The sequence below is a fragment of the Alistipes communis genome (assembly GCF_006542665.1).
Lineage (GTDB): Bacteria > Bacteroidota > Bacteroidia > Bacteroidales > Rikenellaceae > Alistipes > Alistipes communis.
Genome location: NZ_AP019735.1, coordinates 2906925 through 2929788, shown reverse-complemented (window position 1 = coordinate 2929788; position 22864 = coordinate 2906925). Strand labels below are relative to the sequence as shown.

At 59.9% G+C, this 22864-nt stretch carries 20 protein-coding genes; 14 read left to right on the top strand and 6 right to left on the bottom strand.

The genetic code is table 11. The features are described 5' to 3' along the window. Nucleotides 1-1281 (bottom strand): serine hydroxymethyltransferase, encoded by a 1281-nt coding sequence (glyA, locus tag FMF02_RS11940; RefSeq protein ID WP_026074721.1) that lies wholly within the window; start codon nucleotides 1279-1281, stop codon nucleotides 1-3. 155 nt (nucleotides 1282-1436) lie between these two features. Here glyA and fabG point away from each other — a divergent pair, with 155 nt between their 5' ends. Both fabG and FMF02_RS11930 read left to right on the top strand, forming a co-directional pair. Next, nucleotides 1437-2183, top strand: coding sequence for a 3-oxoacyl-[acyl-carrier-protein] reductase (gene fabG / locus FMF02_RS11935; RefSeq protein WP_019129532.1), 747 nt, complete (start codon nucleotides 1437-1439; stop codon nucleotides 2181-2183). Between the two features lie 79 nt (nucleotides 2184-2262). Further along, the gene (locus tag FMF02_RS11930) at nucleotides 2263-3144 is read left to right on the top strand and encodes a PorV/PorQ family protein (RefSeq protein WP_141413301.1); all 882 of its coding nucleotides are present in this window, start codon (nucleotides 2263-2265) and stop codon (nucleotides 3142-3144) included. Here FMF02_RS11930 and FMF02_RS11925 read toward each other — a convergent pair. After that, nucleotides 3122-3604 carry a low molecular weight protein-tyrosine-phosphatase gene (locus FMF02_RS11925; protein WP_141413300.1) on the bottom strand — a complete coding sequence of 161 codons (483 nt, stop codon included), beginning with the start codon at nucleotides 3602-3604 and terminating at the stop codon, nucleotides 3122-3124. The two genes, FMF02_RS11930 and FMF02_RS11925, sit on opposite strands and share 23 nt — an antisense overlap. A 550-nt stretch (nucleotides 3605-4154) precedes the next feature. Here FMF02_RS11925 and FMF02_RS11920 point away from each other — a divergent pair. The 3 genes from FMF02_RS11920 to FMF02_RS11910 are packed head-to-tail and all read left to right on the top strand — an operon-like array spanning nucleotide 4155 to nucleotide 7597. After that, nucleotides 4155-4685, top strand: a complete 531-nt coding sequence (locus tag FMF02_RS11920) for a hypothetical protein (protein WP_026074723.1) — start codon at nucleotides 4155-4157, stop codon at nucleotides 4683-4685. Then, a complete protein-coding gene (locus tag FMF02_RS11915; protein ID WP_141413299.1) occupies nucleotides 4686-5903 on the top strand; it encodes a BamA/TamA family outer membrane protein in 1218 nt (405 codons plus the stop codon). A 5-nt stretch (nucleotides 5904-5908) separates the two neighbouring features. After that, nucleotides 5909-7597: a phosphoethanolamine transferase family protein gene (locus FMF02_RS11910; RefSeq protein ID WP_141413298.1), complete on the top strand. Its 1689-nt coding sequence runs from the start codon at nucleotides 5909-5911 to the stop codon at nucleotides 7595-7597. Between the two features lie 148 nt (nucleotides 7598-7745). On the opposite strand, the gene FMF02_RS11905 is transcribed toward FMF02_RS11910, so the two are convergent. After that, nucleotides 7746-7919 (bottom strand): BF3379 family histone-like protein, encoded by a 174-nt coding sequence (locus FMF02_RS11905; protein WP_026074725.1) that lies wholly within the window; start codon nucleotides 7917-7919, stop codon nucleotides 7746-7748. A gap of 172 nt (nucleotides 7920-8091) precedes the next feature. Between FMF02_RS11905 and FMF02_RS11900 the strand changes: the two genes are divergently transcribed. The 5 genes from FMF02_RS11900 (at nucleotide 8092) to FMF02_RS13710 (ending at nucleotide 16324) form a co-directional block, all read left to right on the top strand. Then, nucleotides 8092-9216 (top strand): efflux RND transporter periplasmic adaptor subunit, encoded by a 1125-nt coding sequence (locus tag FMF02_RS11900; protein ID WP_141413297.1) that lies wholly within the window; start codon nucleotides 8092-8094, stop codon nucleotides 9214-9216. Nucleotides 9217-9219: 3 nt separating this feature from the next. Continuing rightward, nucleotides 9220-12351 carry an efflux RND transporter permease subunit gene (locus FMF02_RS11895; protein ID WP_141413296.1) on the top strand — a complete coding sequence of 1044 codons (3132 nt, stop codon included), beginning with the start codon at nucleotides 9220-9222 and terminating at the stop codon, nucleotides 12349-12351. After that, nucleotides 12348-13712, top strand: a complete 1365-nt coding sequence (locus FMF02_RS11890; RefSeq protein ID WP_141413295.1) for an efflux transporter outer membrane subunit — start codon at nucleotides 12348-12350, stop codon at nucleotides 13710-13712. The genes FMF02_RS11895 and FMF02_RS11890 overlap by 4 nt, the downstream gene beginning before the upstream one ends. A 95-nt stretch (nucleotides 13713-13807) precedes the next feature. After that, nucleotides 13808-16153 (top strand): ferrous iron transport protein B, encoded by a 2346-nt coding sequence (gene feoB / locus FMF02_RS11885; protein ID WP_141413294.1) that lies wholly within the window; start codon nucleotides 13808-13810, stop codon nucleotides 16151-16153. After that, complete coding sequence (locus tag FMF02_RS13710) at nucleotides 16154-16324, top strand: hypothetical protein (protein ID WP_162502307.1); 171 nt, start codon at nucleotides 16154-16156, stop codon at nucleotides 16322-16324. 31 nt (nucleotides 16325-16355) lie between these two features. On the opposite strand, the gene FMF02_RS11880 is transcribed toward FMF02_RS13710, so the two are convergent. The 3 genes from FMF02_RS11880 to FMF02_RS11870 all read right to left on the bottom strand — a co-directional run bounded on the left by FMF02_RS11880 (nucleotide 16356) and on the right by FMF02_RS11870 (nucleotide 19111). Continuing rightward, nucleotides 16356-18017, bottom strand: coding sequence for a putative transporter (locus tag FMF02_RS11880; protein WP_141413293.1), 1662 nt, complete (start codon nucleotides 18015-18017; stop codon nucleotides 16356-16358). A gap of 66 nt (nucleotides 18018-18083) precedes the next feature. After that, complete coding sequence (locus FMF02_RS11875; protein ID WP_141413292.1) at nucleotides 18084-18779, bottom strand: LrgB family protein; 696 nt, start codon at nucleotides 18777-18779, stop codon at nucleotides 18084-18086. Further along, complete coding sequence (locus FMF02_RS11870; protein WP_026074726.1) at nucleotides 18776-19111, bottom strand: CidA/LrgA family protein; 336 nt, start codon at nucleotides 19109-19111, stop codon at nucleotides 18776-18778. The genes FMF02_RS11875 and FMF02_RS11870 overlap by 4 nt, the downstream gene beginning before the upstream one ends. A gap of 126 nt (nucleotides 19112-19237) precedes the next feature. On the opposite strand from FMF02_RS11870, the gene FMF02_RS11865 reads away from it, so the two are divergent. From FMF02_RS11865 to FMF02_RS11850, 4 genes are all read left to right on the top strand, one after another. Next, a complete protein-coding gene (locus FMF02_RS11865; RefSeq protein ID WP_141413291.1) occupies nucleotides 19238-20419 on the top strand; it encodes a pyridoxal phosphate-dependent aminotransferase in 1182 nt (393 codons plus the stop codon). A 300-nt stretch (nucleotides 20420-20719) separates the two neighbouring features. Then, a complete protein-coding gene (gene araJ, locus FMF02_RS11860) occupies nucleotides 20720-21886 on the top strand; it encodes an MFS transporter AraJ (RefSeq protein WP_141413290.1) in 1167 nt (388 codons plus the stop codon). A gap of 82 nt (nucleotides 21887-21968) precedes the next feature. Continuing rightward, on the top strand, nucleotides 21969-22493 hold the full coding sequence (locus FMF02_RS11855; protein ID WP_141413289.1) for an RNA polymerase sigma factor: 525 nt from the start codon (nucleotides 21969-21971) through the stop codon (nucleotides 22491-22493). Nucleotides 22494-22496: 3 nt separating this feature from the next. Then, on the top strand, nucleotides 22497-22826 hold the full coding sequence (locus FMF02_RS11850; protein WP_019129550.1) for a hypothetical protein: 330 nt from the start codon (nucleotides 22497-22499) through the stop codon (nucleotides 22824-22826). Nucleotides 22827-22864: the final 38 nt, after the last annotated feature.

Sequence of the window (22864 nt, the reverse complement as noted above, 5' to 3'; positions counted from 1 at the left end):
CTACCAGGCGAAAAGCGGATATTGCGACATCAGTGCGTTGACCTCCTTGCGGACGGCAGCGATGTTGGCCTCGTTTTCGGGGTCGTGCAGTACGCGGTCGATCAACTCCACGATCAACTCCATCTTGTCTTCTTTCAGGCCGCGCGTGGTGATCGCGGGCGTACCGAAACGCAGGCCCGAGGTCTGGAACGGCGAGCGGCTGTCGAACGGCACCATATTCTTGTTGGTGGTGATGTCGGCCGCGACGAGGCATCGCTCGGCCAGCTTGCCCGTCAATTCGGGGAATTTCGTCCGCAGGTCGACCAGCATCAGGTGGTTGTCCGTACCGCCCGAAACGATTTTGTAGCCGCGTTTGACGAAGGCTTCGGCCATGGCCTTGGCATTCTTCTGCACCTGCGCCTGGTACTCCTTGTATTCGGGTGCGAGCGCTTCGCCGAAAGCGACGGCCTTGGCGGCGATCACGTGTTCGAGCGGGCCGCCCTGAATGCCGGGGAAGACGGCCGAGTTGAGCAGTTGCGACATCTTCTTGACGACGCCTTTGGGCGTGGTGTAGCCCCACGGATTGTCGAAATCCTTGCCCATGAGGATGATGCCTCCGCGCGGGCCGCGCAGCGTCTTGTGCGTCGTCGAGGTGACGATATGGGCGTATTTCACGGGGTTGTCCAGCAGGCCGGCGGCGATCAGTCCGGCCGTGTGGGCCATGTCGATGAGCAGCAGCGCGCCCACCTTGTCGGCGATTTCGCGCATACGTTTGTAGTCCCATTCGCGCGAATAGGCCGAGGCGCCGCCGATGATGAGCTTCGGACGGTGTTCCAGCGCCTTGCGTTCCATGTCTTCGTAGTCGATCGTGCCGGTCTGCTCGTTGAGTTGGTACCCGACGGCGTTGAAATACATGCCCGACATGTTGACCGCCGAGCCGTGCGACAGGTGTCCGCCGTGCGCAAGATCGAGCCCCATGAAGGTGTCGCCCGGTTTGAGAACGGCGAAGAAGACCGCCATGTTGGCTTGTGCGCCCGAATGGGGCTGCACATTGGCGTATTCGGCTCCGTAGAGACGGCAGACGCGCTCGATGGCCAGCGTCTCGACCCGATCGACGACCTCGCAGCCGCCGTAGTAACGGGCGCCGGGATAGCCTTCGGCGTATTTGTTGGTCAGCACCGACCCCATTGCCTCCATGACCTGGTCGCTGACATAGTTTTCCGAGGCGATCAGCTCGATGCCTTCCGTCTGGCGCTTGCGCTCGGCGCCGATCAAATCGAAAATCTGAGAATCTCTTTTCATAATATGTGTTAAGCGTGATTTATCTTCCGGCGGTCGCGGACGAAGCCCGGATTGCGGCGCTTTATCCTCGGGCAAAGATACGCAATCCGAATTATTTTACTACCTTTGTCAACGGAATTTTATCAACAACTCTATAACAATTACTGAAAAGAGACATGAAATTACTGGAAGGAAAAGTCGCAGTCGTGACGGGCGCCGCCCGCGGTATCGGCAAGGCGATCGCATTGCAGTTCGCCAAGGAAGGCGCGAATGTTGCATTCACCGATCTGGCGATCGACGAGAACGGAAAAGCCACCGAGGCGGAGATCGCCGCGCTGGGCGTGAAGTGCAAGGGTTACGCCTCGAACGCCGCCGATTTCGAGCAGACGCACGAAGTCGTGAAACGGATCGTCGAGGAGTTCGGCCGGATCGATATTCTGGTGAACAACGCCGGTATTACGAAAGACGGTCTGATGATGCGCATGAGCGAGGCGCAGTGGGATGCCGTGCTGACGGTCAACCTGAAATCGGCCTTCAACTTCATCCACGCCGTGACGCCGGTCATGGCCCGTCAGAAGTCGGGTTCGATCATCAACATGTCGTCGGTGGTGGGCGTGAGCGGCAACGCCGGCCAGTGCAACTACTCGGCGTCGAAAGCCGGCATGATCGGTCTGGCCAAGTCGATCGCCAAGGAGATGGGCCCGCGCGGCATCCGCGCCAACTGCATCGCTCCGGGATTCATCATCACGGACATGACCGACAAGTTGCCCGACGAGGTCAAGGAGGGCTGGTACAAGCAGATCCCGCTGCGACGCGGCGGTACGCCCGAAGATGTGGCCAAGGTGGCCCTGTTCCTCGCGTCGGACCTGTCGTCGTACGTCAGCGGCCAGGTCATCCACTGCTGCGGCGCGATGAACTGCTAACCGTCGGCAGCGAATCACGATACGGACGAGGTGGAGGGCCGCACGCTCTTTCACCTCGTTTGCTTTTAACGAACAGGATATGAAACGATTGATTCTTTGGATGGCGTCGCTCGCCGGCGGTTTCCTCCCCGTTGCGGCGCAGCCTTACGGGATTGCGAATCCCGATGCCCGGACGCTGGGCATGGGCGGCATCGAGACGGTGACATCGGCCGATGCGTATGCCGTCTTCAACAATCCCGCGGCGGGGCTTTTCGGCCGGCAGAAGGCGCAGGTGGCGACTTCGTTCTTTACCCTTTCGGACAAGACGACCTACTCCGCCGCCGGTTACTACAAGTTCAACATGCAGCATTTGCTCGCCGGCGGCTGGCGAACGTTCGGGTTCGACGAACGTTTGAAGGACAAGTCGGTGTCGCTGGCTTATGCCTATCGGCTGAACGACATCGTGGCGTTGGGTCTGACGGCCGATTACGCGCGTTTCGTGCGAGAGCGGAGCGGCAATGCGTTCTCGGCGGGCATTACGGCGCAGGCGGTCGTGCCGTTCGAGCGGGGCGAGAACTACTCCGCGCTGCGGCTGGGCGCCAAACTGACGGGGATCGGCGGATTTCTGGACGGTCCTGCGGAGATGAAGCTGCCGGTCGCATTCGCGGCGGGCGCCGCCTACGATTTGTTTCTGAGCGATGCCCATGCGCTGACCTTCGCCGGCGAGTGCCGCTATACTTTTTCACCTGTTGCGGCGCGCGGCGTGGAGGGAGGCATCGGCATGGAGTACAGCCTGATGCAGTTGCTGCAATTCCGCGTGGGGTATCACGGCGGCGAGTCGCGGCTGTACTACCCCGACTATTTTTCGCTGGGCGTCGGCGTGCGGTTCATGCATCTCTGTTTCGACGCGGGATATACCGTGGCCAAGAAGGCTTCGCCCATGCACAATGCCTATTCGTTTACGATCGGGTTGGATTTTTAAGATCGTTGAGCAATCCTTCGCAGGCGTCTTCGAGCAGGTCGAGCACCAGTTCGAACCCTTCGTGCCCCTCGTAATAGGGATCGGGAACATGATCCCACTGCGGACTGTGGCGGCAGAACTCCGTCATGCGGTGGATTTTGCCGGCCAGTTCGCGCGATGGCGCGAGCCGGTGGGCCGTTTCGTAGTTGTTGTCGTCCATGACGACGATGCGGTCGAACCGTTCGAAGTCGGCTTCGTGCAGCGGACGGGCGCGGTGCGTGAGTTCGTAACCGCGCCGGGCGGCGGCACGCCGCATCCGCGGATCGGGCAGGTTGCCGGCGTGTCCCGAATAGGTGCCGGCCGAATCGGCTTCGATGCTGTCGCTCAGCGCTTGGCGAGCGACCTGCGTGCGGAAAATCTCTTCGGCGGCCGGAGAGCGGCAGATATTGCCCAGGCAGACAAAAAGGATTCTGGTTTTCATCGGAGGACAAAGATAGTGCAAGCCGAGGGCAGAACCAAATTTATTTGGTTTTGCCGAGGCGCCGCCTATCTAAGCGGGGCTTGTCCCCGCAAAGTGCGCAAGCCGAGGGCAGAACCAAATTTATTTGGTTTTGCCGAGGCGCCGCCTATCTAAGCGGGGCTTGTCCCCGCAAAGTGTGCAAGCCGAGCGCAAAAGCAAATTTGTTTGCGGTCCTACCGAGGCACCGCTTGTCTGAGCGGAAACCTATCTTCCGCAAAGTGCGTATGCCGGGTGCAGAACATTCCTGCTGATTTTGGCGCAGGCGATATCTCCGCCCTGTCCGAATCCGATCGATCCGGCGGTTCGGCGGAAACGATGCGGGCGGCCGACCGGCTCGTAGGCCCGTCGTGTTTCTCCCTCCGACTCTGCATAAAGGAGTTTCCAGACAGGAATAAGATGTAGATAACAGTGGTCTTTTTGAATATTATTCGGACTTTGCGAGGGGACGGTCTGTTGAAAAATTCGTATCTTTGCACGGTGCAATGATGTATTATAAATTCATTGGATTATGATGACACTGAAAAATTTTCTGGCGCTGACAGCCCTTTCGCTGGCATTCGGCACCGTATCGGCTCAGACCGAGGAGGCGGCCTTGCCGCGAAAGGTATCGAACGTCGAAGTGCTCGATCTCGAAGGAAAGCCCGTGACGCTTCCGTACTGGGGTGAAAAGAACCTGATGATCTTCTATGTCGATCCCGACCACCATAAGCAGAACGAGGATTTCACCGTTGAACTGGAAAAGAACCACCGTGCCGAAAGCGACAAGATCCACGGCTTCGGCGTGATGAATCTCAAAGACGCGCCGATGGTGCCCAACAGCATGGCCCGTTCGATGGCGCGCAAACGTACTGCGACCAACGGTGCGACTGTGCTCGCCGATCAGACACATGCCCTGAGTACGGCGTGGAATCTGGGCGACTGCAACAACAAGTTCGTGCTGATGTTCGTCACCAAGGAGGGCGAGTTGGTCTTCCTGCGCAAAGGGGTGCTTTCGGATGCCGACAAGGAGGCCTTTTACGAGGTGTTAGAGAACTATAAATAAATGGTATTTAGAAGGTTTCTCCCTGCCGTCGTCTGCTGTTTTCTGCTACTCTCCGCCCGTGCGCAACAGGATACGCTCTGTGTGCGCGGCGGCGATACGTTGCGTTACCGGTATACTCCGCTGCCCGCGACTGCGCCGGCTGCCGAGACGCAGCAGCAGCCGAAACGCAAGGACAATTTCTGGAGCCGGATCTTCCACGGCAACGTCGACCGCACGTTCGAGAAGAAGATCGATTTCAGTTTTATCGGCGCACCGAACTATTCCAAAGAGGCGAGCGTGGGGATCGGCGTGCTGGCGTCGGGACTCTACCGCGTGGATCGCACCGATTCGCTGACGCCTCCGTCGGACGTGTCGTTCTTCGGCAACTTCTCGTTGTCGGGTTTCTATATGTTCGGCGTGAGCGGCAACACGCTCTTCAACCACAACCGCTCGCGGGTGATCTACGAGGTGTCGTTCGGTTCGAAGCCGCTCGAATTCTGGGGCATAGGCTATGAGGCGGGGCGGTTCAACCAATCTGCCGACTACATCCGCAAACAGGTGAAGTTCGACGCCGGCTATCTGTATGAGGTGTGGAGACACCTGTATGTCGGCGGGTCGGTTCTTTTCTCCCATACGAAGGGTACGGATTTCGACGACCGGGGCATAGACTATCTCGCGGGGCAGAAGTTGCACTACACCTTGTCGGGGATCGGCATGACGCTGCAATACGACTCGCGCGATTTCATCCCCGCTCCCGAGCGCGGTACCTTTTTGATGGTCAAGCAGGTTATCTACCCCAAGGGGTTGGGAAACAGCGGCAAGACGCTCTACAAGACCACCGCTACGGCCGACTATTACCAGCGTCTGTGGCGCGGCGCCGTGCTGGCCACGGATATTTTCGGCGAATTCAACAGTTCGGGAATGCCGTGGTGCATGCTGGCGGAGCTGGGCGGCGGTTACCGGATGCGCGGGTATTATCTGGGACGTTATATCGACAACAACATCCTTTCTTGCCAGATCGAGTACCGTCAGCGTATCTGGCGGCGCATCGGTTGCGCCGTGTGGGGCGGTGCGGGCAATGTCTTTTCGTCGTTCGAACGTTTCCGCTGGGATCAGACGCTGCCCAACTACGGGCTGGGTCTGCGCTGGGAGTTCAAACGCCGCGTGAACGTGCGTATCGACTACGGTTTCGGCCGCAAGACCAGCGGTCTGGTTTTCAATATTAACGAAGCTTTCTGACACTCATGGAACAGACCGGCAAAGCATTCCTGCGAAGCAGTCGTCACGCTGCGTTACTGGCGCTCTGCTATTTTGCGGCCGTGATGATACCGAACTGCATCCTGTTTTTTACGGAGCCCTATTCGATCTGGTCGAAGGCCGCGCTGCTGACGCTGCCGGCCGGAGGCTATCTGCTGTGGAGCGTCGCATTCCGTCGTTCGGGAATCGCCGTGTGGCTGAGTTTTCCGGTGATCTTTTTCTGCGCCCTGCAAATCGTGCTGCTCTACCTGTTCGGGAATTCGGTCGCGGCGACCGATATGTTCATCAATATCGTCACGACCAACCCCGGCGAGGCGACGGAGTTGCTGAGCAACATCTATCCCTCGGTGATTCTGGTCTGTGTCATCTATCTTCCGCTGTTATGGACGGCAACCGTGCATGTGCGGCGTAAGGTCGACTTTTCGCCTCGTTTCCGCCGCCGGACGGCCGTGGTCGGAGGCGTGTTGGCGCTCGTCGGGGCGGGATTGCTGATTCCGGCCTATCAAACGAAACGGCATGTGCTCCGCAACGAGATCTTTCCGGTCAACGTGGCCTACAACGTCGTGCTCTGTGCGCGCGAATACGTCAAGATCGAGAATTACGACCGCACGTCGGCAGGGTTCCGCTATCATGCCCGCCGTACGGCGAAGGCCGACAAGCGGGAGATCTACGTCTATGTGATCGGCGAAGCGTCGCGTGCCGCCAATTGGGAGCTGTACGGTTATGACCGTCCCACGAATCCCCGCTTGAAGGCATTGGGAGACGAGATCGTCGTGTTCCGCAACATGCTTACGCAGAGCAATACCACGCACAAGAGCGTGCCGATGATCCTCTCGTCTGTCCGGACGAACGAACACGACGAACTCTTCCGTCGCAAGGGACTGCCCGCGCTCTTCAACGAAGCGGGCTTCCGCACGTGGTTTCTTTCGAACCAGTCGCCGCAGGGGGCGATGATCGACAAATTGGCGCGCGATGCCGACAGCCTTATCTATATGGGGCATCCGCGTTACGACATGCAGCTGCTCGACACGATGAAACGCATCGTCGAGGCCGATACGGAGAACGACCTGCTCTTCATCCTGCATTGTTACGGGTCGCATTTCAGCTATCACCAGCGTTATCCGCGCGAGGCAGCCTACTTTCTGCCCGACGACGACGTGGCCATCGAACGGCAGCACAAGCAGAAGATATGGAACGCTTACGACAATTCGATCCGTTATACCGACACCTTTCTGTCGTCGGTGATCGGGTATCTCGCATCGCTCGATGCGTGCAGCGCATTGCTTTACAGCGCCGACCACGGCGAGGACATGCTCGACGACGATCGGGAACGTTTCCTACACGCCTCGCCTACGACGACCTGCTGGCAGCTGCACGTCGCTTCGCTGGCGTGGTTTTCGGAGGATTACAAGCGGGTGTTTCCCCAACAGGCGGCCGCTGCCGCCAGCCATGAAAACGCTCCGGCGACGACACATGCGCTTTTTCAGACCATCGCCGACATCGCCCGTATCGAGGCAGATTACGTTTACAGGGAGGCGTCGCTGGCAAGCCCCTCCTACGATACGACGGTGCGGCGCTGTTACCTCAACGATCACAACCGTGCCGTACCGTTCCGTGCGACGGGACTCAACGGGACCGACCTTGCCTATTTCCGTCGGCGGGGTATCGAATTGTAGCGGGGTTCGGTCGGGGTTGCACGCGGAGCGGAACCGCCGGTGCTGAGGCGAGACCGTGCATCCGTGGCGGAATAATCCGTGAAAAGGAATAACGAAACAATAAGGGCTGTCCCGATGGGACAGCCCTTATTCGTTGCAGGTTCCAAACTTATTTGGCAGCCTCGACCGAAGCCTTGCGGAATTCCTTCATCAGCTTCATGATTTCCAGCGCAGCCTTGCGTGCGCGGGTGCCGGCGGCTTTGTTGTTTTTAGATACCTGAGCCTCTGCGTTCTCAGCGAAAAGAGCGTACTGGGCTTTGATTTGCTCAACTAATTTTTCCATAATCGTAAATTTTGGGTTGTTTATCGTTTGCAAATATAGGAAATATCTCGAATTGAGAAAATATTTTTATAAAAAAATACGCTTGAAGCGCTATTTCACGGTGTTTTAGGAGATTCAAGACCGAATACCGGTATGTTTTTTGCCTTCTTTCAGGAAAAAATCATGGCTCTCAATGGACAAAATCGGAACACTCCTTTGCGCCCTTGCGGCGTTGCTGGCAGGCGGTTGCCGCGGCCGGCATACAACCGGAGCGCAGCCCTCCCTGCGCGTCGAGGTGATCGAAGCGGCGACGGACACCGTCCCCAACCGCATGAGCTTCGTGAGCAGTGTCGAAAGCAATTTCGACGCACTGATCGAACCCCGTGTCAACGGCTATCTCGAGAACAAGTATTTCAGCAGCGGTATGCCGGTTCGAAAGGGGCAGCTGCTCTTTACGATCGACCCCAACCTGCTCTCCACCACCCTGCTTTCGGCCGAAGCTTCGCTCGAATCGGCGCGTGCGCAGGAGGTCTCGGCCCGCAACAACTACGAACGCGCCGTGCCGCTGGCGCGTATCGACGCCATCAGTCAGACGCAGCTCGACCAGTATACGGCCGAATACGTCGCCGCGCAGGCTGCCGTGCGTTCGGCCGAGCAGCAGGTGCGCAACGCACGGTTGCAGGTGGGCTATACCCGTATCTATGCTCCGATCGACGGCATCATCGCTTCGAGCAACGCCCATACGGGCGATTACGTGGGGGTGGGTACCCAATTTTCGGTGCTGACGACCATTTCGAACATCGATACCGTTGCGGTCGATGTCGCCATTCCGATGGCGCAGTATCTCCGTTATGCGGGAACGCGCCCGTCGATCTATGAAAACGACGGTCTGCTCTCGGACATCACCCTCTCGCTGGCCGACGGCGTGGTCTATCCCTCGAAGGGGTGGTACAGCTATACGCAGAAAGACATATCGAGTTCGATGGGAACCATCGTGCTGGTGGTCAAATTCGCCAATCCGGACTATACGCTCAAACCCGGACAGTTCGCCCGCGTGACGGCCAACGTCGGACCGTCGCTGCCCTACGTCGTCGTACCGCAGCGTGCCGTGACGCAGATGCAGGATCTCAGTTCGGTCTGGGTCGTCGGGCGCGACAGCACGGCCGAATACCGGCGTGTGACGCTCGGCCGTATTGCCGGCGACCGGTGGTGCATCCTGTCGGGCGTCGAGCCGGGCGAATGGGTCGTTACGGCCGGTATTCAGAAGTTGCACAACGGTCAGAAGGTTATTCCGACCCCGATCAATACGAATAAATAGCCTATGGAACGATTTTTCGTCAGCCGGCCGATCTTCGCCATCTGCATCGCCCTGGCGATCGTGTTGTTGGGCGCGATTTCGATTTTCGATCTTTCGATCGAACAGTATCCCGACATTACGCCTCCCGTCGTGGAAGTGACCGCCAGTTACAGCGGAGCCGACGCGGAGACGGTCAACGACGCCGTGGCCACGCCCGTGGCGCAGAGCGTGATGGGCGTGAGCGACATGCTCTACATGCAGTCTACGAGTGCCAACGACGGTTCGATGGTGTTGCAGGTAGTCTTCGACGTGGGTACCGATCCCGATCTGGATGCGATCTTCACGCAGAACAACGTCGCCACCTCGACCGCACTGCTTCCCTCGTCGGTCGTCACCCAGGGCGTGGTGACGCAGAAGACGATGACGGGTTTTCTGATGGTCTTCGCGCTGCACAGCGACGGCCGTTACGACAACGAATTCCTCTCGAACTACGCTTACATCAATCTTCAGAACCAGCTGCTCAAAATCAACGGCGTGGGCAAGGTCTCGATCATGGGCGCCGGCGAATATGCCATGCGCATCTGGGTCAAGCCCGATCTGCTGAACTACTACAACGTGTCGCTCGACGAACTGCGGGCGGCCGTGCTCGCGGAGGGCGGCATCTACCCTGCCGGCCAGTTCGGCGCCGAGCCGTCGCCCGAAGGGACTACCTATACTTATACGGTCACCATGCCGCGCCAGATCTCCACGGCCGAGGAGTTCGCGGCGATCGTCGTGAAGACCACCCCCGCCGGCGAGCAGATCTTTCTGCGCGACGTGGCCGACGTGGCGCTGGGCAGCAAGTCCTACGGCGTCGCTTCGGCCTTCGGCGAAGAGCCGGCCACGCTGCTGGTCATCTATCAGGAGCCGGGCAGCAACGCCGTGGACGTAGGCAACCGCGTGAAGGCGACCATCGGGCGGTTGTCGGAACGGTTTCCCGACGGCGTGAGCTGTACGACGATCGTCGATTCGACCGAGAGCATCCGCTCGGGCGTGGAGGAGATCATCCTCACGCTGATTCTGGCGCTCGTACTGGTGATCGCCATTATCTACCTCTTCATTCAGGACTGGCGGGCGACGCTCATTCCGCTCGTCGCCATTCCGGTCTCGCTCATCGGCACGTTCATCTTCTTCCCGCTGTTGGGCTTCTCGATCAACATCATCTCGCTGTTGGGCCTGGTATTGGCGATCGGACTGGTGGTCGACGATGCGATCGTGGTGGTCGAAGCCGCGCAGGTCAACATCGAACGCGGCATGAAATCCCGCGAGGCGGCGATCGAGGCGATGCGCAACGTCGCTTCGCCGATCGTAGCCACGACCGTCGTGCTGCTGGCCGTCTTCATCCCGATGTCGTTCGTGGGCGGAATTTCGGGGCGGCTGTTCCAGCAGTTCGCCGTGACGATCTCGGTCTCGGTCGTGCTCTCGGCCTTCAACGCTCTGACGCTGTCGCCCGCGCTGTGCGCCTTGCTGCTCAAACCCCGCAAGGAGGCGGCGAAGGGTTTCTTCGCCGCATTCAACCGGCGGTTCGACCGCTGGCTGGAAGGCTATTCCTCGCGGATCGCCGCCACCGTGCGCCACATGGCGCGTACCGCCGTGCTGTTGCTGGCGATCGGTTGTGCGATCGGTGCGGCATGGTACTTCATGCCCGGCGGATTCCTTCCCGAAGAGGACCAGGGCTACGTGATGGTCGTGGTGAATGCCCCCGAAGCGTCGTCGCTGCGGGTGACGCAGGAGGCGCTGGTCGGGGCCGACCGCATCATCCGCTCGCTGCCCGAAGTGCAGTATACCTCCTATGCCGCTGGGTTCAACATGTTGGCCGGCATCGCCGAAACCGACAGCGGCGTGGTCTTCGTCAAGCTGGTCGACTACTCCGACCGCAAACGCTCGGCCATGCAGATCGCCGCGGCGCTCAACGGGATGCTCTACGAGGGGCTGCCCGAGGCCGAGGGCTTCGCCTTCATCCCGCCGTCGATTCCGGGTCTGGGCGTCACGTCGGGCCTGTCGGCCGTTACGCAGGATTTGGAAGGGCGCGGTACGGCTTACCTGAGCGAGCAGACGGTGCGTTACCTCGATTCGCTGCGCCGCCGGCCGGAAATCGCTACGGCCACCACGTCGTTCAACGCCGGCGTCCCGCAGCGAAGGCTGGTGATCGACAAAGCCTACGCCATGCAGGAAGGGGTGGAGCTGAGCGACGTCTATTCGGCCATAACGACCTATTTGGGCGGTGCTTACATCAACAACTTCAACCGTTTCGGAAAGTTGTACCAGACCTATCTGTCGGCCGCACCCGATTATCGGACGGACCGCACGTCGCTCGACAGCTATTTCGTGAAGAACGCCCGTAACGAGAGCGTGCCCGTGTCGGCTTTCGTCAGCGTGCGCGACACGGTCGGCCCGGCCTATATTTCGCAGTTCAACCTTTACCGCTCGATCGCCCTGAACATCGCACCGGCCGACGGCGTATCGTCGAAGCAGGCAATGGAAGCCGTCATGGAGGTGGCCGGCGAGGTGCTGCCCGCCGATGTGGATGTAGCGTGGAGCGGTACGTCGCTCGTCGAGAGCAACGAATCGAAGAGTTCGTCGCTGGTTTACCTTTTGTCGCTGGCGATCGTCTTCCTGGCTCTGGCGGCGCTTTACGAGAGCTGGGGCCTTCCGGCGGCTATTCTGCTGGGAGTGCCTCCTGCCGTGCTGGGCGCCTTTGTGCTGTTGTGGTTCGCTCATCTGTTCGACTCGCTCTTCATCAACGACATCTACATGCAGATCTCGCTTGTGATGCTCATCGGACTGGCGGCCAAAAACGCAATTCTGGTCGTGGAGTATGCCGACCGGCTTTTCTTCGAGCAGAAGCAGTCGCTCGTCGATGCCGCCGTCGGCGCCGCCAAGCTGCGTGTGCGCCCCATTCTGATGACCGCCTTCGCCTTCATATTGGGGGTGATGCCGTTGATTTTCGCCGACGGCGTCTACTCCACCGCCCGCAACATCATGGGTGTGGCGCTGGTGGGCGGCATGTTGCTGGCTACGCTGCTCGGAATCTTCATCTACCCCTCACTCTACTACCTGATCGCCCGTCTGGGACGGTTCGAGCGCAAACGGGACTTAAAATCGCAGAACCTATGAGACGCACGTTGTTTTTGCTCGTCGCGCTGGCCGCTCTGACGGCCTGCAATCCCCGGCTCTATCCGCCGCAGGTGGAGACGCCGGACAACTACCTGTATGCCGGCCGGTTCCGGCAGGATTCGCTCGCGGGCAGCGAGGAGTGGTGGCATGTCTTCCGCGATCCGACGCTCGACTCGTTGATCTCGCAGGCGTTGGCGAACAACCGCGATCTGGCCGTCGCCTACTCGCGCGTCGAGGAGGCGGATCGGCAGATCGCCGTGGCGCGCGCCGGGTTCCTGCCTTCGTTCGGCGTCGGCGTATCGGCCGAAGGCGACTATAATGCAGAGACGAAGATCGTCCAGAAATACGCCGTCGAGCCGCAGATGACGTGGGAGGTGTCGCTCTTCGGTGCGCTGAGAAACTCGACGCGGGCGGCACGGGCCGAGCTGCTCTCTTCGCAGTGGGCCTTGCGCGGCGTGATGTTGTCGCTGACGGCCGAGGTGGCCACGACCTATTTCCAGTTGCTCGGCTACCGGCGTAATTTGCGGATCGCCGAGCGCAGTTATGCCCTGCGGCGAGAATCGGCGGCGTTGATCGACTCGATGTATCGTCACGGGATGGCCAACGGCGTGGCGCTGCAACAGGCGCGCAGCCTGGTCTATACGGCCGCTGCCGATATACCCACCTATCGTCGGGCCGTGGCGCAGATGCAGTTGACCCTCTGCACACTGCTGGGCGAGAATCCGCAGCGTCCGCAGGATGTCGGGGCGGGCGTATGCCTCATGGAGGATTACCGGCCGGTCGACGTGCCGGTGGGACTTCCGTCGGAGTTGCTCGAACGGCGGCCCGACATCATGGAGGCTTATTACAATATGGAAGCGGCTGCCTACAAGGCCCGTTATGCGCGCAGCGTGCGTTTTCCGTCGATCGCGCTCACCGGAGCGGGCGGTGTGGCGGGAAACACGCTCAAAGAGATGACTTCGGGCAAACCGTGGGTGTGGTCGGCCGTCGGACAGATCACCCAGCCGCTGTTTGCCTTCGGAAAACTGAAGCGCACCGAGCAGGCGGCCGTCGAGGTCTACAAACAGCAGGTATATGCCTATGAGCAGACGGTCATCGAAGCCTTCGCCGATGTCGAAAAGGCGTTGGTGAGCATCGAGACCTATCGCAAACAGGCCACGCGGCAGGCGCAGCTGGTGCTGGCCAACAGCCGGATCAGCGAGATGAACCGCGAGTTGTACCGCAACGGCATGTCGGCCTATCTGGACGTGATCGACGCCGAACGCGAGCTTTACGCTTCGCAGATGCAGTTCGTCGAGATCGCCGTGCAGCAATACGTCAATTACGTGGGACTGTACAAGGCGCTGGGCGGCGGATGGTAGCCCTTGCACCGCGGTCGGGAGAATACCTATATCGAGGTATCGGAAAACCGCTTTTTTCCGTTAACTTTGCGCGGCGAAGTTAATTGAAGAGAAAAATGCGTCTTTCGGAATTGAAAACCGGACAGTCGGCCACGATCCTCAACGTACTGGGACACGGCGGATTCCGACGCCGGATCATGGAGATGGGTTTCGTGCGCGGCAAGCGGGTGGACGTTTTGCAGAACGCCCCGCTGCGTGACCCGATCAAATACAGGATTATGGATTACGAGGTTTCGCTGCGGCGCAGCGAGGCCGCGATGATCGTCGTCATCACCGCCGAAGAGGTGCAGCAGCAGCTCTCCGTGGCGGGGGAAACGCTCTCTGCACCCGACGATGCGGATTTCGAGGAGGCGATCTCCACGCGCAGCCGCACGATCAACGTCGCGTTGATCGGCAATCCCAACAGCGGCAAGACCTCGCTGTTCAACGCCATTTCGGGCGGCCACGAACATGTAGGCAATTACAGCGGGGTGACCGTCGACGCCAAGCGCGGCGAATATCGTTACGGAGGATACCGGTTCGTCATCACCGATCTGCCCGGCACCTACGCCCTCTCGGCCTATACGCCCGAAGAGTTGTACGTGCGCCGCCATCTGGTGAACGACACGCCCGACGTGGTCGTCAACGCCGTAGTGGCCTCGAATCTCGAACGTAATCTCTATCTTACCACCGAACTGATCGACATCGACCCCAAGATGGTCGTGGCGCTCAACATGTACGACGAACTCGAAGCGAGCGGCGCCGTACTCGATTACGAGCATTTGGGCGCAATGCTCGGCGTGCCGATGGTGCCCGTCGTGGCCAAGACGGGGCGGGGTTTGGAGGCGCTGCTCGACACGGTGATCGCCGTCTACGAAAATCGGGATCCCCGCGTGCGCCATATCCATATCAACAACGGCCCTGTCGTCGAGCAGGCGCTCCGGCCGCTGTACGAGCGTCTGCGTTCCGACCGCGACGAGCTGCCCAAGCACTTCCCGCCGAGGTATTTCGCCATGAAGCTGCTCGAACGCGACAAGGAGGTCGAAGCGCAGCTGGCCGACTGTCCCCATTTCGCCGAGTGGATCGCTTTGCGCGACCGTGCCGTGCCGCAGGTCGAGGAGGAGTTGGGCGAAGACGTCGAAACGGCGCTGGCCAATCAGAAATACGGTTTCATCTCGGGTGCGCTCAAAGAGACCTTCACGCCGGGCGGCAAGGAGCAGGCGCAGACGACGCATATCATCGATGCGTTCGTCACGCACAAGCTGTGGGGATTCCCGATCTTTTTCTTCCTCATGTGGCTGATGTTCTACTGCACGTTCAACATCGGCGCCTATCCGCAGGAGTGGATCGAGACACTGGTGGGCTGGCTCGGTTCGGGGTTGCAGCAGGCGATGCCCGACGGAGCGTTCAAGGATCTGCTGATCGACGGCGTGATAGGCGGTGTGGGAAGCGTGATCGTCTTCCTGCCCAATATCATCATCCTCTACCTGTTCATCTCCTTCATGGAGGATTCCGGCTATCTGGCCCGCGCAGCCTTCATCATGGATCGCGTAATGCACCGCATCGGACTGCACGGCAAGTCGTTCATTCCGCTGGTGATGGGTTTCGGTTGCAACGTGCCGGCCATTATGGCCACGCGCACGATCGAAAGCCGTTCGAGCAGGCTCATCACGGTGCTCATCACCCCCTTCATGTCGTGCAGCGCGCGGTTGCCGATCTACATCCTTTTCGTCGGAACCTTCTTTCCCGACCACGGCGGGCTGGTGCTCTTCGGACTATACCTGCTGGGTATCGCGTTGGCGGTGGTCACGGCGCGGCTGATGCGGCGGTTCCTCTACAAGGTCGACGAGACGCCGTTCGTCATGGAGCTGCCCCCCTACCGTATGCCGACGATGCGTGCCACGCTGTCGCACATGTGGGACAAGAGTGCGCAGTACCTGCGCAAGATGGGAGGGCTGATTCTCGTGGCGTCGCTCTTCGTCTGGTTCCTGAGTTATTTCCCCCGTCCCGTAGCGGGCGAACCGGAGATCGAACACTATGAAAACTCCTATCTGGGGCAGTTGGGGCGCTGGTGCGAGCCTGCTGTCGAACCGCTCGGCCTGAACTGGAAGGCGGGCGTGGCGATTCTGTCGGGCGTGTCGGCCAAGGAGATCGTCGTCAGCACGCTCGGCGTGCTCTATTCGCAGGATGCGACGGCCGACGATGCGTCGCTGGCGCAGACATTGCGCGAAAGCGGCGATTTCACGCCGGCGTCGGCATTGGCATTCCTGGTCTTCGTATTGTTGTATTTTCCCTGCATCGCCACGATCGTGGCTGTCCGCAACGAAGCGGGGCGCGGCTGGGCGCTGGCGTCGATGGTTTACAGTACAGCCGTGGCATGGTTCGTGGCTTGGATCGTCTATCATATCGCCTTGTTGTTGTAAATGAATTGGCAGGATATAGCGGTTGCGCTCGTCGGCGTCGCACTGGTGTGGATCATCGTCCGGAGGCTCTTTTGCCGCGGGCGGGGAAACACCTCGGGCGGTTGCGCCTCCTGCGAACGCAATTGCCCGCTGCACGACCTGAAATCCTCCGACAAGAAAGGCCGCTCCTGAGAGCGGCCTTTTCGGTTATTTCGCGATTGTGTTACAGTGCGAAGAGAATGAATATCTGTGCCGTCAGCACGCGCAGGAACATCACGACGGGATAGACCGTGGCGTAGCTCACGGCCGGCATGTCGTTGCCTGCCGTCGAGTTGGCGTAGGCCAGTGCGGGAGGATCGGTCGTACTGCCCGCGATGAGACCCATGAGCGTATAGTAATTGACCTTCATTCCGAGCCGGGCGATGAGCGAGACGATGAGCAGCGGAACGACGGTGATGATGACGCCGTAGCCTACCCAGCGGTAACCGCCGCCGACGATCGCGTCGACGAAACCGTCGCCCGCGCCGATACCCACGGCCGCCAGGAAGAGCGTGATGCCCACCTCGCGCAACATCAGGTTGGCGCTCATGGTGGTGTAGGTCACCAGATGGAAGTGGGTGCCGAAACGGCCGATCAGGATCGCCACGATCAGCGGGCCGCCCGCCAGCCCCAGTTTGACCGGCTGCGGGACGTTGAGCAGAGGAATCGAGCCGAGCAGCACGCCGAGGGCGATGCCGACGAAGATCGTGACGAGGTTCGGTTCGCGCAGTTTCTTCATCGAATTGCCCAGCAGGTCGGCCACCTGTGCGATCGCCTTCTCCGAGCCGACGACCATCACGCGGTCGCCCACCTGCAACTCCATGCCCTGATAGGGAATCAGATCCACGCCGGCGCGGTTGACGCGGGTGATGTTGATGCCGTATTTGGTGCGCAGGTGCAGGTCGGCGAATTTCTTGCCGTTGATCGAAGGTTTGGTGATGAGGATGCGCCGCGATACGAGCTGGCTGTCGAGCGATCCCCACTCTTCGAAGGGCATGTCGATGATGTGGCCCAGAAAGGCGGTGATGGCGTCGGTATCCTCCGACGAGCAGACGATCAGCAGCTTGTCGCCGATATGCAGGCGGCTGTCCTGCGTGGCGACGGTGATATGGTTGTCGGCGTCGGCGATCCGCGAAATGACGAACGAGCGGTTGATAAGCTCCTTCATCTCGCCCACCGTCCGGCCGTCGAGTACAGCGTTGGTGAACTGGACCGATATTTTGTCGGCGTATTTCTTGTGTTCGTTGCTCATCGCCGCCAGCGCCTCGTCCTCCTTCTCGAAACGGATGCGCAGCGCATAGCGGATGAAGATCATCGAGAAGATGATGCCGATGACGCCCAGCGGATAGGCTACGGCATAGCCCAGTGCGATCGAAGGGTCGTTGATCCCCGAAGCGTCGCTGTAAGCCTGTTGTGCGGCGCCCAGTCCCGGCGTGTTGGTCACGGCGCCCGACAGGATGCCGACCATGGTGGGGATCGGCGTATCGGTGGCCAGATGCAGCGCATAGGCGGTGGCGACACCCAGTACGACGATGAGCGACGCCAGTCCGACGAGCTGCATACCGCCGTTCTTGAACGACGAGAAAAACCCGGGCCCGACCTGCAACCCGATCGAGAAGACGAACAGGATCAGGCCGAACTCCTTGATGAAGCTCAGCACGCCGGGGTCGATCGTCATGCCGAAATGGCTGGCTGCGATGCCGACGAAGAGAATCCACGTCGTCCCCAGCGAAACGCCTCCGATCTTGATTTTCCCCAGCAGGATTCCGACGGTGATGACCAGCGCCAGAACGAAAATGGTGTGCGCCAGCGTATCGCCGAAAAAGAGGTTGTACAACCAATACATACCGTAACGAGATTAACCTATGACGAATTTTCGACAAAGGTAGTACTTTATTGATACTAAAAAAAATTAATAACAGAATTTTTCGAACAACGGAACCAGCAGTGCCGTGACGATTCCCATCAGCGCCATCGCCAGTCCGCTGAGCGCGCCTTCGACGGCGCCTAGTTCGATGGCGCGCGCCGTGCCGATGCCGTGGGCGGCCGAACCGAGCGCCAGCCCGCGCGCCAGGGGGTTGCGGATACCGCATCTGCGCAGCAGGCGCGGGCCGACGATACTGCCGAAGATGCCCACGAGGAAGACCACTACCGAGGTGACGCTCACTACTCCGCCGAGCGGTTCGCTGATGGCCACGGCGATCGGCACGGTGACCGATTTGGGGGCGATGGAGTTCAGAATCGTGCGGTCGGCGCCCAATGCGCGGGCGATATAGACGACGCTCAGCACCCCGACCGTACAGCCGACGCCGATCGAAGTCAGAATGGGAAGCACCTGCCCGCGCAGGCGGTCGATCTGTTCGTACATCAGGTATCCCAGCGCGACGACCGACATGCCCAGCAGGAAGTCGAGAATTTCGGTGGCCTGACGATAGTGGCCGTAGTCGATGCCGCAGACTTTCAGAAAGAGTATCAGCGCGACGAACGCCAGCAGCGTCGGGTGGAGGATCGCCAGGCGGAGGCGATGGTGCAGCGCCACGCCGCCGCAGTAGAGTCCTACGGTGAGCGTGAGCAGGAACATGTCGGAGTCGATGAAGGTGCGGATCATGGTTTGCGGCCGATTTTCTGGAATGTCCACCCTACGCTGAGCAGGACCAGCAGCGTGCTGACGATGCTGGCGACCGCGATTGCCCACAGGTGTCGCGCGATCAGGTCGTAGGAGACCATCAGTCCCACGCCGAAGGGAACGAAAAAGAGGCCCATCGAGCCGAGCAGGAACCGTGCGGCGGGGCGTACGCGGTGCGGTTTGACGATCCGCAGGCGCAACGCGGCGAAAAGCAATACCATGCCGATCACGTTTCCGGAGATATAGCTTCCTGTGAAATAGGCGATTGCATTGCCTGCCAACCAGAACAGAAGGATATGGAACAGTCCCAACACGGGCGCAAATATACGACGAACGGCGGCGAATGTGTACCGTCCGATCGAAAATAAGTAGCGGAATCGTGTCGGGATGTTAATTAATTTAATTATCTTTGTGCTGTTAATGATTTCACACTGAATCTTATGGGAAAAGGAGTAACTATCGAGCGTTCACATCGTCTGGACGGTATCGGCGAGTACTATTTTTCGCGTCGTTTGCGCGAAATCGCCGAAACGGAGGCGGCTACCGGCCGTCAAATCATCAAGTTGGCCATGGGCAGCCCCGACCTTCCGCCTGCACAGACGGTCATCGACACGCTGGCCCGTGAAGCGCAGCGCCCCGACGTACACAAGTATATGTCCTATCAGGGGGAACCCATCCTGCGCAAGGCTTTCGCTGACTGGTACAAGAAGTTCTATGGCGTGGATCTCGACTGGAAGACGGAGGTCTACCCCCTGATCGGTTCGAAAGAGGGCCTGATGCACGTCTGCATGACCTTCCTCAACGAGGGCGACAAGGTGCTCGTACCCAATCCCGGCTACCCCACTTACAGCGCTGCGGTAAAACTCGCCGGCGGCGAAATGGTCACCTACGCGCTGAACAAGCAGACGGACTTCCTGCCCGATTTCGAGGCGATCGAGAAGGCCGGACTGGACGGTGTGAAGATGATGCTCGTCAACTATCCCAACATGCCGACGGGACAGACTCCGACGCTGGAACTCTTCGAGCGGATCGTGGCTTTCGGCGCCGAGCATAACATCCTGATCGTGCATGACAATCCTTACAGTTTCGTACGCAACAAGAACCGCCTGAGTATCTTCCAAGTGCCGGGTGCGAAAGAGGTGGCGCTCGAACTGAATTCGCTTTCGAAGGGGCATTCTATGGCCGGTTGGCGCGTGGGTGTCCTGCTGGGCAAGGCCGAGTGGATCAAGGACGTGCTCACGTTCCGCAGCAACATGGATTCGGGAATGTTCTATCCTATTCAAGCCGCAGCCGCTACGGCGCTCGGACTGGGCGAGGAGTGGTTCACGCAGCTCAACGAGATCTATTACGCCCGCGAGAAGCAGGCCTATGCGCTGCTGGACGCGCTGGGTTGCAAATACCGTCCGGGGCAGGCCGGTCTGTTCGTGTGGGCCGAGCTGCCGGAGGACTACGAGGGCGACTCGTTCCAGTTTTCGGACGAGGTGATGGAGAAGTGCGACGTCTTCCTCACGCCGGGCGCGATTTTCGGCAGCGAAGGCAAGCGCTACATCCGCATCACGCTCTGCTGTCCTGCCGAGTTGCTCGAAAAGGCAGCGAACGCGATCAAGGAACGTTTTCATTAAGCCGAGTGCAGAACCGAACTTGTTCGGTCTATGCCGAGGCGGGAAAACGAAGAATGCAATTCAACGTTTTCATTAAGCCGAGCGCAGAGCCGAATTTGTTCGGTCTATGCCGAGGTGGGAAAACGACGGTTGAAAAACGTACATTTTCATAAATAAGACCTTCGGGTTGTTTATCGGAAGCGGGCGCATGCGGCGCCCGCTTTTTCATTTGCGTTTCGGGAGGAGCGGAAAAATTCGGTTCGACCGCTCTATCCATTTCCGTCTTGCACTATCTTTGCACCCCGAAAAGTTCGTCTCGCTATGAAAAAGTGTCTGGTAGCCCTCGCCTTCGGTACGCTGGGACTCGGGATGTCCGAGTTCGGCATGATGGGTATTCTTACGTTCGTCGCTTCGGGACTGCACGTCTCCATTCCGCAGGCGGGGCATCTGGTCTCGGCCTATGCGCTGGGGGTTTGCGTCGGTGCGCCGCTGACGGTCGCCGTGGCGCATACGCGGCCGTTGAAACAGATACTGCTCGCATTGGCGGGGCTGATGGTGGCGGGGAACCTCTGTGCAGCGTTCGCTCCGAATTACGGTGTGCTGCTGGCGATGCGGTTCGTGTCGGGGCTGCCGCACGGAGCCTATTTCGGGGTCGGGTCGATCGTTGCGGCACGGGTAGCCGGTCCGGGCCGGAGCGCACAGGCCGTGGCGGTGATGATCGCCGGCATGACGGTGGCCAATCTCTTCGGCGTGCCGCTGGGAACGCTGGTCAGCCACCTGTTGTCGTGGCGGGCACTGTTCTGCATCGCCGGCGTCTGGGGTGCGGTGACGGCTTTTTTCCTTTGGCGCTGGGTACCGTGGATGGAGCCTGTGGCCGACAGCCGCGGATTGAAGGGGCAGTTCGCCTTCCTGCGGAATCGGGCGCCGTGGCTCATCATCCTGGCGACGATGTTCGGTAACGGCGGTATCTTCTGCATGTACAGTTACGTCAGCCCGCTGATGATCCGTGTCGCGGGATTCTCGCCGGAAGCGATGACGTTGGTCATCCTGCTCGCGGGGCTGGGCATGTTCGTGGGCAATCTCGTCAGCGGCGGATTGTCGGATCGCTATACGCCCGAACGGGTGGCGCGTTTCGCTCAGGGAATCGCCGTCGTGGCGTTGGCGCTTATCCTCTTCCTCGCGGCGAACCGCTGGGCGGCGCTGACGTTGACGGTCGTTTGTACGACGATGCTTTTCGCCGTCTCGTCACCGCAACAGGTGTTGATCTTGGAAAATGCACCCGGCGGTCAGATGTTGGGAGCGGCGTTGATTCAGGTGGCGTTCAACCTGGGAAATGCCTTGGGCGCGTACTGCGGCGGCTTGCCGATCGAATACGGTCTGGGCTACGAATATTCGGCGTTGCCCGGCGTCGGATTCGCGCTGTTGGGATTCGTGATGCTGACGCTGTTCGTCCGGAGGTACGGTCGGCGACGGCCACAAACGGCATAGGAAAGAGCGGGATCGAAAATCCCGCTCTTTTTGTAACTTTTCCGTTATTTTTGTATCTAACGGATGAATTGCGATCCGAAGAATGGAGACCCCGACCGATATGGAGATTGTGCGGCGTGTACAGACCGGCGACGCAGAGGCGTTCGGCGAACTGGTGAACCGTTATTCGGGGAGGATCTACGCCTTGGCGCTGGCCATGGTGCGCGATGCGCAGCGGGCCGAAGATGTCACGCAGGAGGCTTTTATCCGCGCGTATGAGCATCTCGACGGATTTCGGGGTGCGAGCGCTTTCGGCACGTGGCTCTATCGCATCGCCTACAACCGCGCCGCAGGCGAATGCCGCCGCAGGGCTTACGACCGTATCGATGCCGAATCCTGTGCGGTGGCCGAGGAATCGTCCGCCGGACGGTTCGACGAGGAGACGGTCGTGCGGATGCGCCGTGCGTTGGAACGGCTTCGTCCCGACGAGCGGGTGTTGGTGACGCTCTTTTACGAAGAGGAGCGGTCGTTGGCCGAGATCGCGCAAATCATGAATCTGACGCTGTCCAACGTGAAGGTGCGGTTGCACCGGCTGCGCGGGCGGCTGAGACACTATATGGAGGAGTGAGATATGGAGAAGAAGCGAATCAGCGACGAGCGGCTGGCGGAACTGATCCGCGCCGCCGCTCTCCGGCGGGAGGTTCCCGTCGGACTGGAAACGCGCGTTATGGCGCAGGTCATCCTGCGGGACCGGCGGCGGCGTGAACGCCGGGCGATCGCGGCAATGGCTTGCTACTGCGCGGTTGCCGTCGCGGCGGTGATGGTCGTGGCGTTCGTCTGCCTGCGGTCGGTCGATTCGCCGGAGGGGGCGTTGCAGGTCTTGGCGATTCTGGCGGGAGCCGTTGCGGCGATGATGGTCGCCTGCGGCGACCGGGCGACGGAAATTCTGCACAGGCTGTAACCTTTTGCGATTGAAGCTGTCTAATAGATGAAATTTGT

Excerpts from the sequence above, each read along its gene's own strand:
- glyA (WP_026074721.1), bottom strand. The coding sequence starts at position 1,281 with ATGAAAAGAGATTCTCAGATTTTCGATTTGATCGGCGCCGAGCGCAAG.
- fabG (WP_019129532.1), top strand. The coding sequence starts at position 1,437 with ATGAAATTACTGGAAGGAAAAGTCGCAGTCGTGACGGGCGCCGCCCGC.
- FMF02_RS11930 (WP_141413301.1), top strand. The coding sequence starts at position 2,263 with ATGAAACGATTGATTCTTTGGATGGCGTCGCTCGCCGGCGGTTTCCTC.
- FMF02_RS11925 (WP_141413300.1), bottom strand. The coding sequence starts at position 3,604 with ATGAAAACCAGAATCCTTTTTGTCTGCCTGGGCAATATCTGCCGCTCT.
- FMF02_RS11920 (WP_026074723.1), top strand. The coding sequence starts at position 4,155 with ATGACACTGAAAAATTTTCTGGCGCTGACAGCCCTTTCGCTGGCATTC.
- FMF02_RS11915 (WP_141413299.1), top strand. The coding sequence starts at position 4,686 with ATGGTATTTAGAAGGTTTCTCCCTGCCGTCGTCTGCTGTTTTCTGCTA.
- FMF02_RS11910 (WP_141413298.1), top strand. The coding sequence starts at position 5,909 with ATGGAACAGACCGGCAAAGCATTCCTGCGAAGCAGTCGTCACGCTGCG.
- FMF02_RS11905 (WP_026074725.1), bottom strand. The coding sequence starts at position 7,919 with ATGGAAAAATTAGTTGAGCAAATCAAAGCCCAGTACGCTCTTTTCGCT.
- FMF02_RS11900 (WP_141413297.1), top strand. The coding sequence starts at position 8,092 with ATGGACAAAATCGGAACACTCCTTTGCGCCCTTGCGGCGTTGCTGGCA.
- FMF02_RS11895 (WP_141413296.1), top strand. The coding sequence starts at position 9,220 with ATGGAACGATTTTTCGTCAGCCGGCCGATCTTCGCCATCTGCATCGCC.
- FMF02_RS11890 (WP_141413295.1), top strand. The coding sequence starts at position 12,348 with ATGAGACGCACGTTGTTTTTGCTCGTCGCGCTGGCCGCTCTGACGGCC.
- feoB (WP_141413294.1), top strand. The coding sequence starts at position 13,808 with ATGCGTCTTTCGGAATTGAAAACCGGACAGTCGGCCACGATCCTCAAC.
- FMF02_RS13710 (WP_162502307.1), top strand. The coding sequence starts at position 16,154 with ATGAATTGGCAGGATATAGCGGTTGCGCTCGTCGGCGTCGCACTGGTG.
- FMF02_RS11880 (WP_141413293.1), bottom strand. The coding sequence starts at position 18,017 with ATGTATTGGTTGTACAACCTCTTTTTCGGCGATACGCTGGCGCACACC.
- FMF02_RS11875 (WP_141413292.1), bottom strand. The coding sequence starts at position 18,779 with ATGATCCGCACCTTCATCGACTCCGACATGTTCCTGCTCACGCTCACC.
- FMF02_RS11865 (WP_141413291.1), top strand. The coding sequence starts at position 19,238 with ATGGGAAAAGGAGTAACTATCGAGCGTTCACATCGTCTGGACGGTATC.
- araJ (WP_141413290.1), top strand. The coding sequence starts at position 20,720 with ATGAAAAAGTGTCTGGTAGCCCTCGCCTTCGGTACGCTGGGACTCGGG.
- FMF02_RS11855 (WP_141413289.1), top strand. The coding sequence starts at position 21,969 with ATGGAGACCCCGACCGATATGGAGATTGTGCGGCGTGTACAGACCGGC.
- FMF02_RS11850 (WP_019129550.1), top strand. The coding sequence starts at position 22,497 with ATGGAGAAGAAGCGAATCAGCGACGAGCGGCTGGCGGAACTGATCCGC.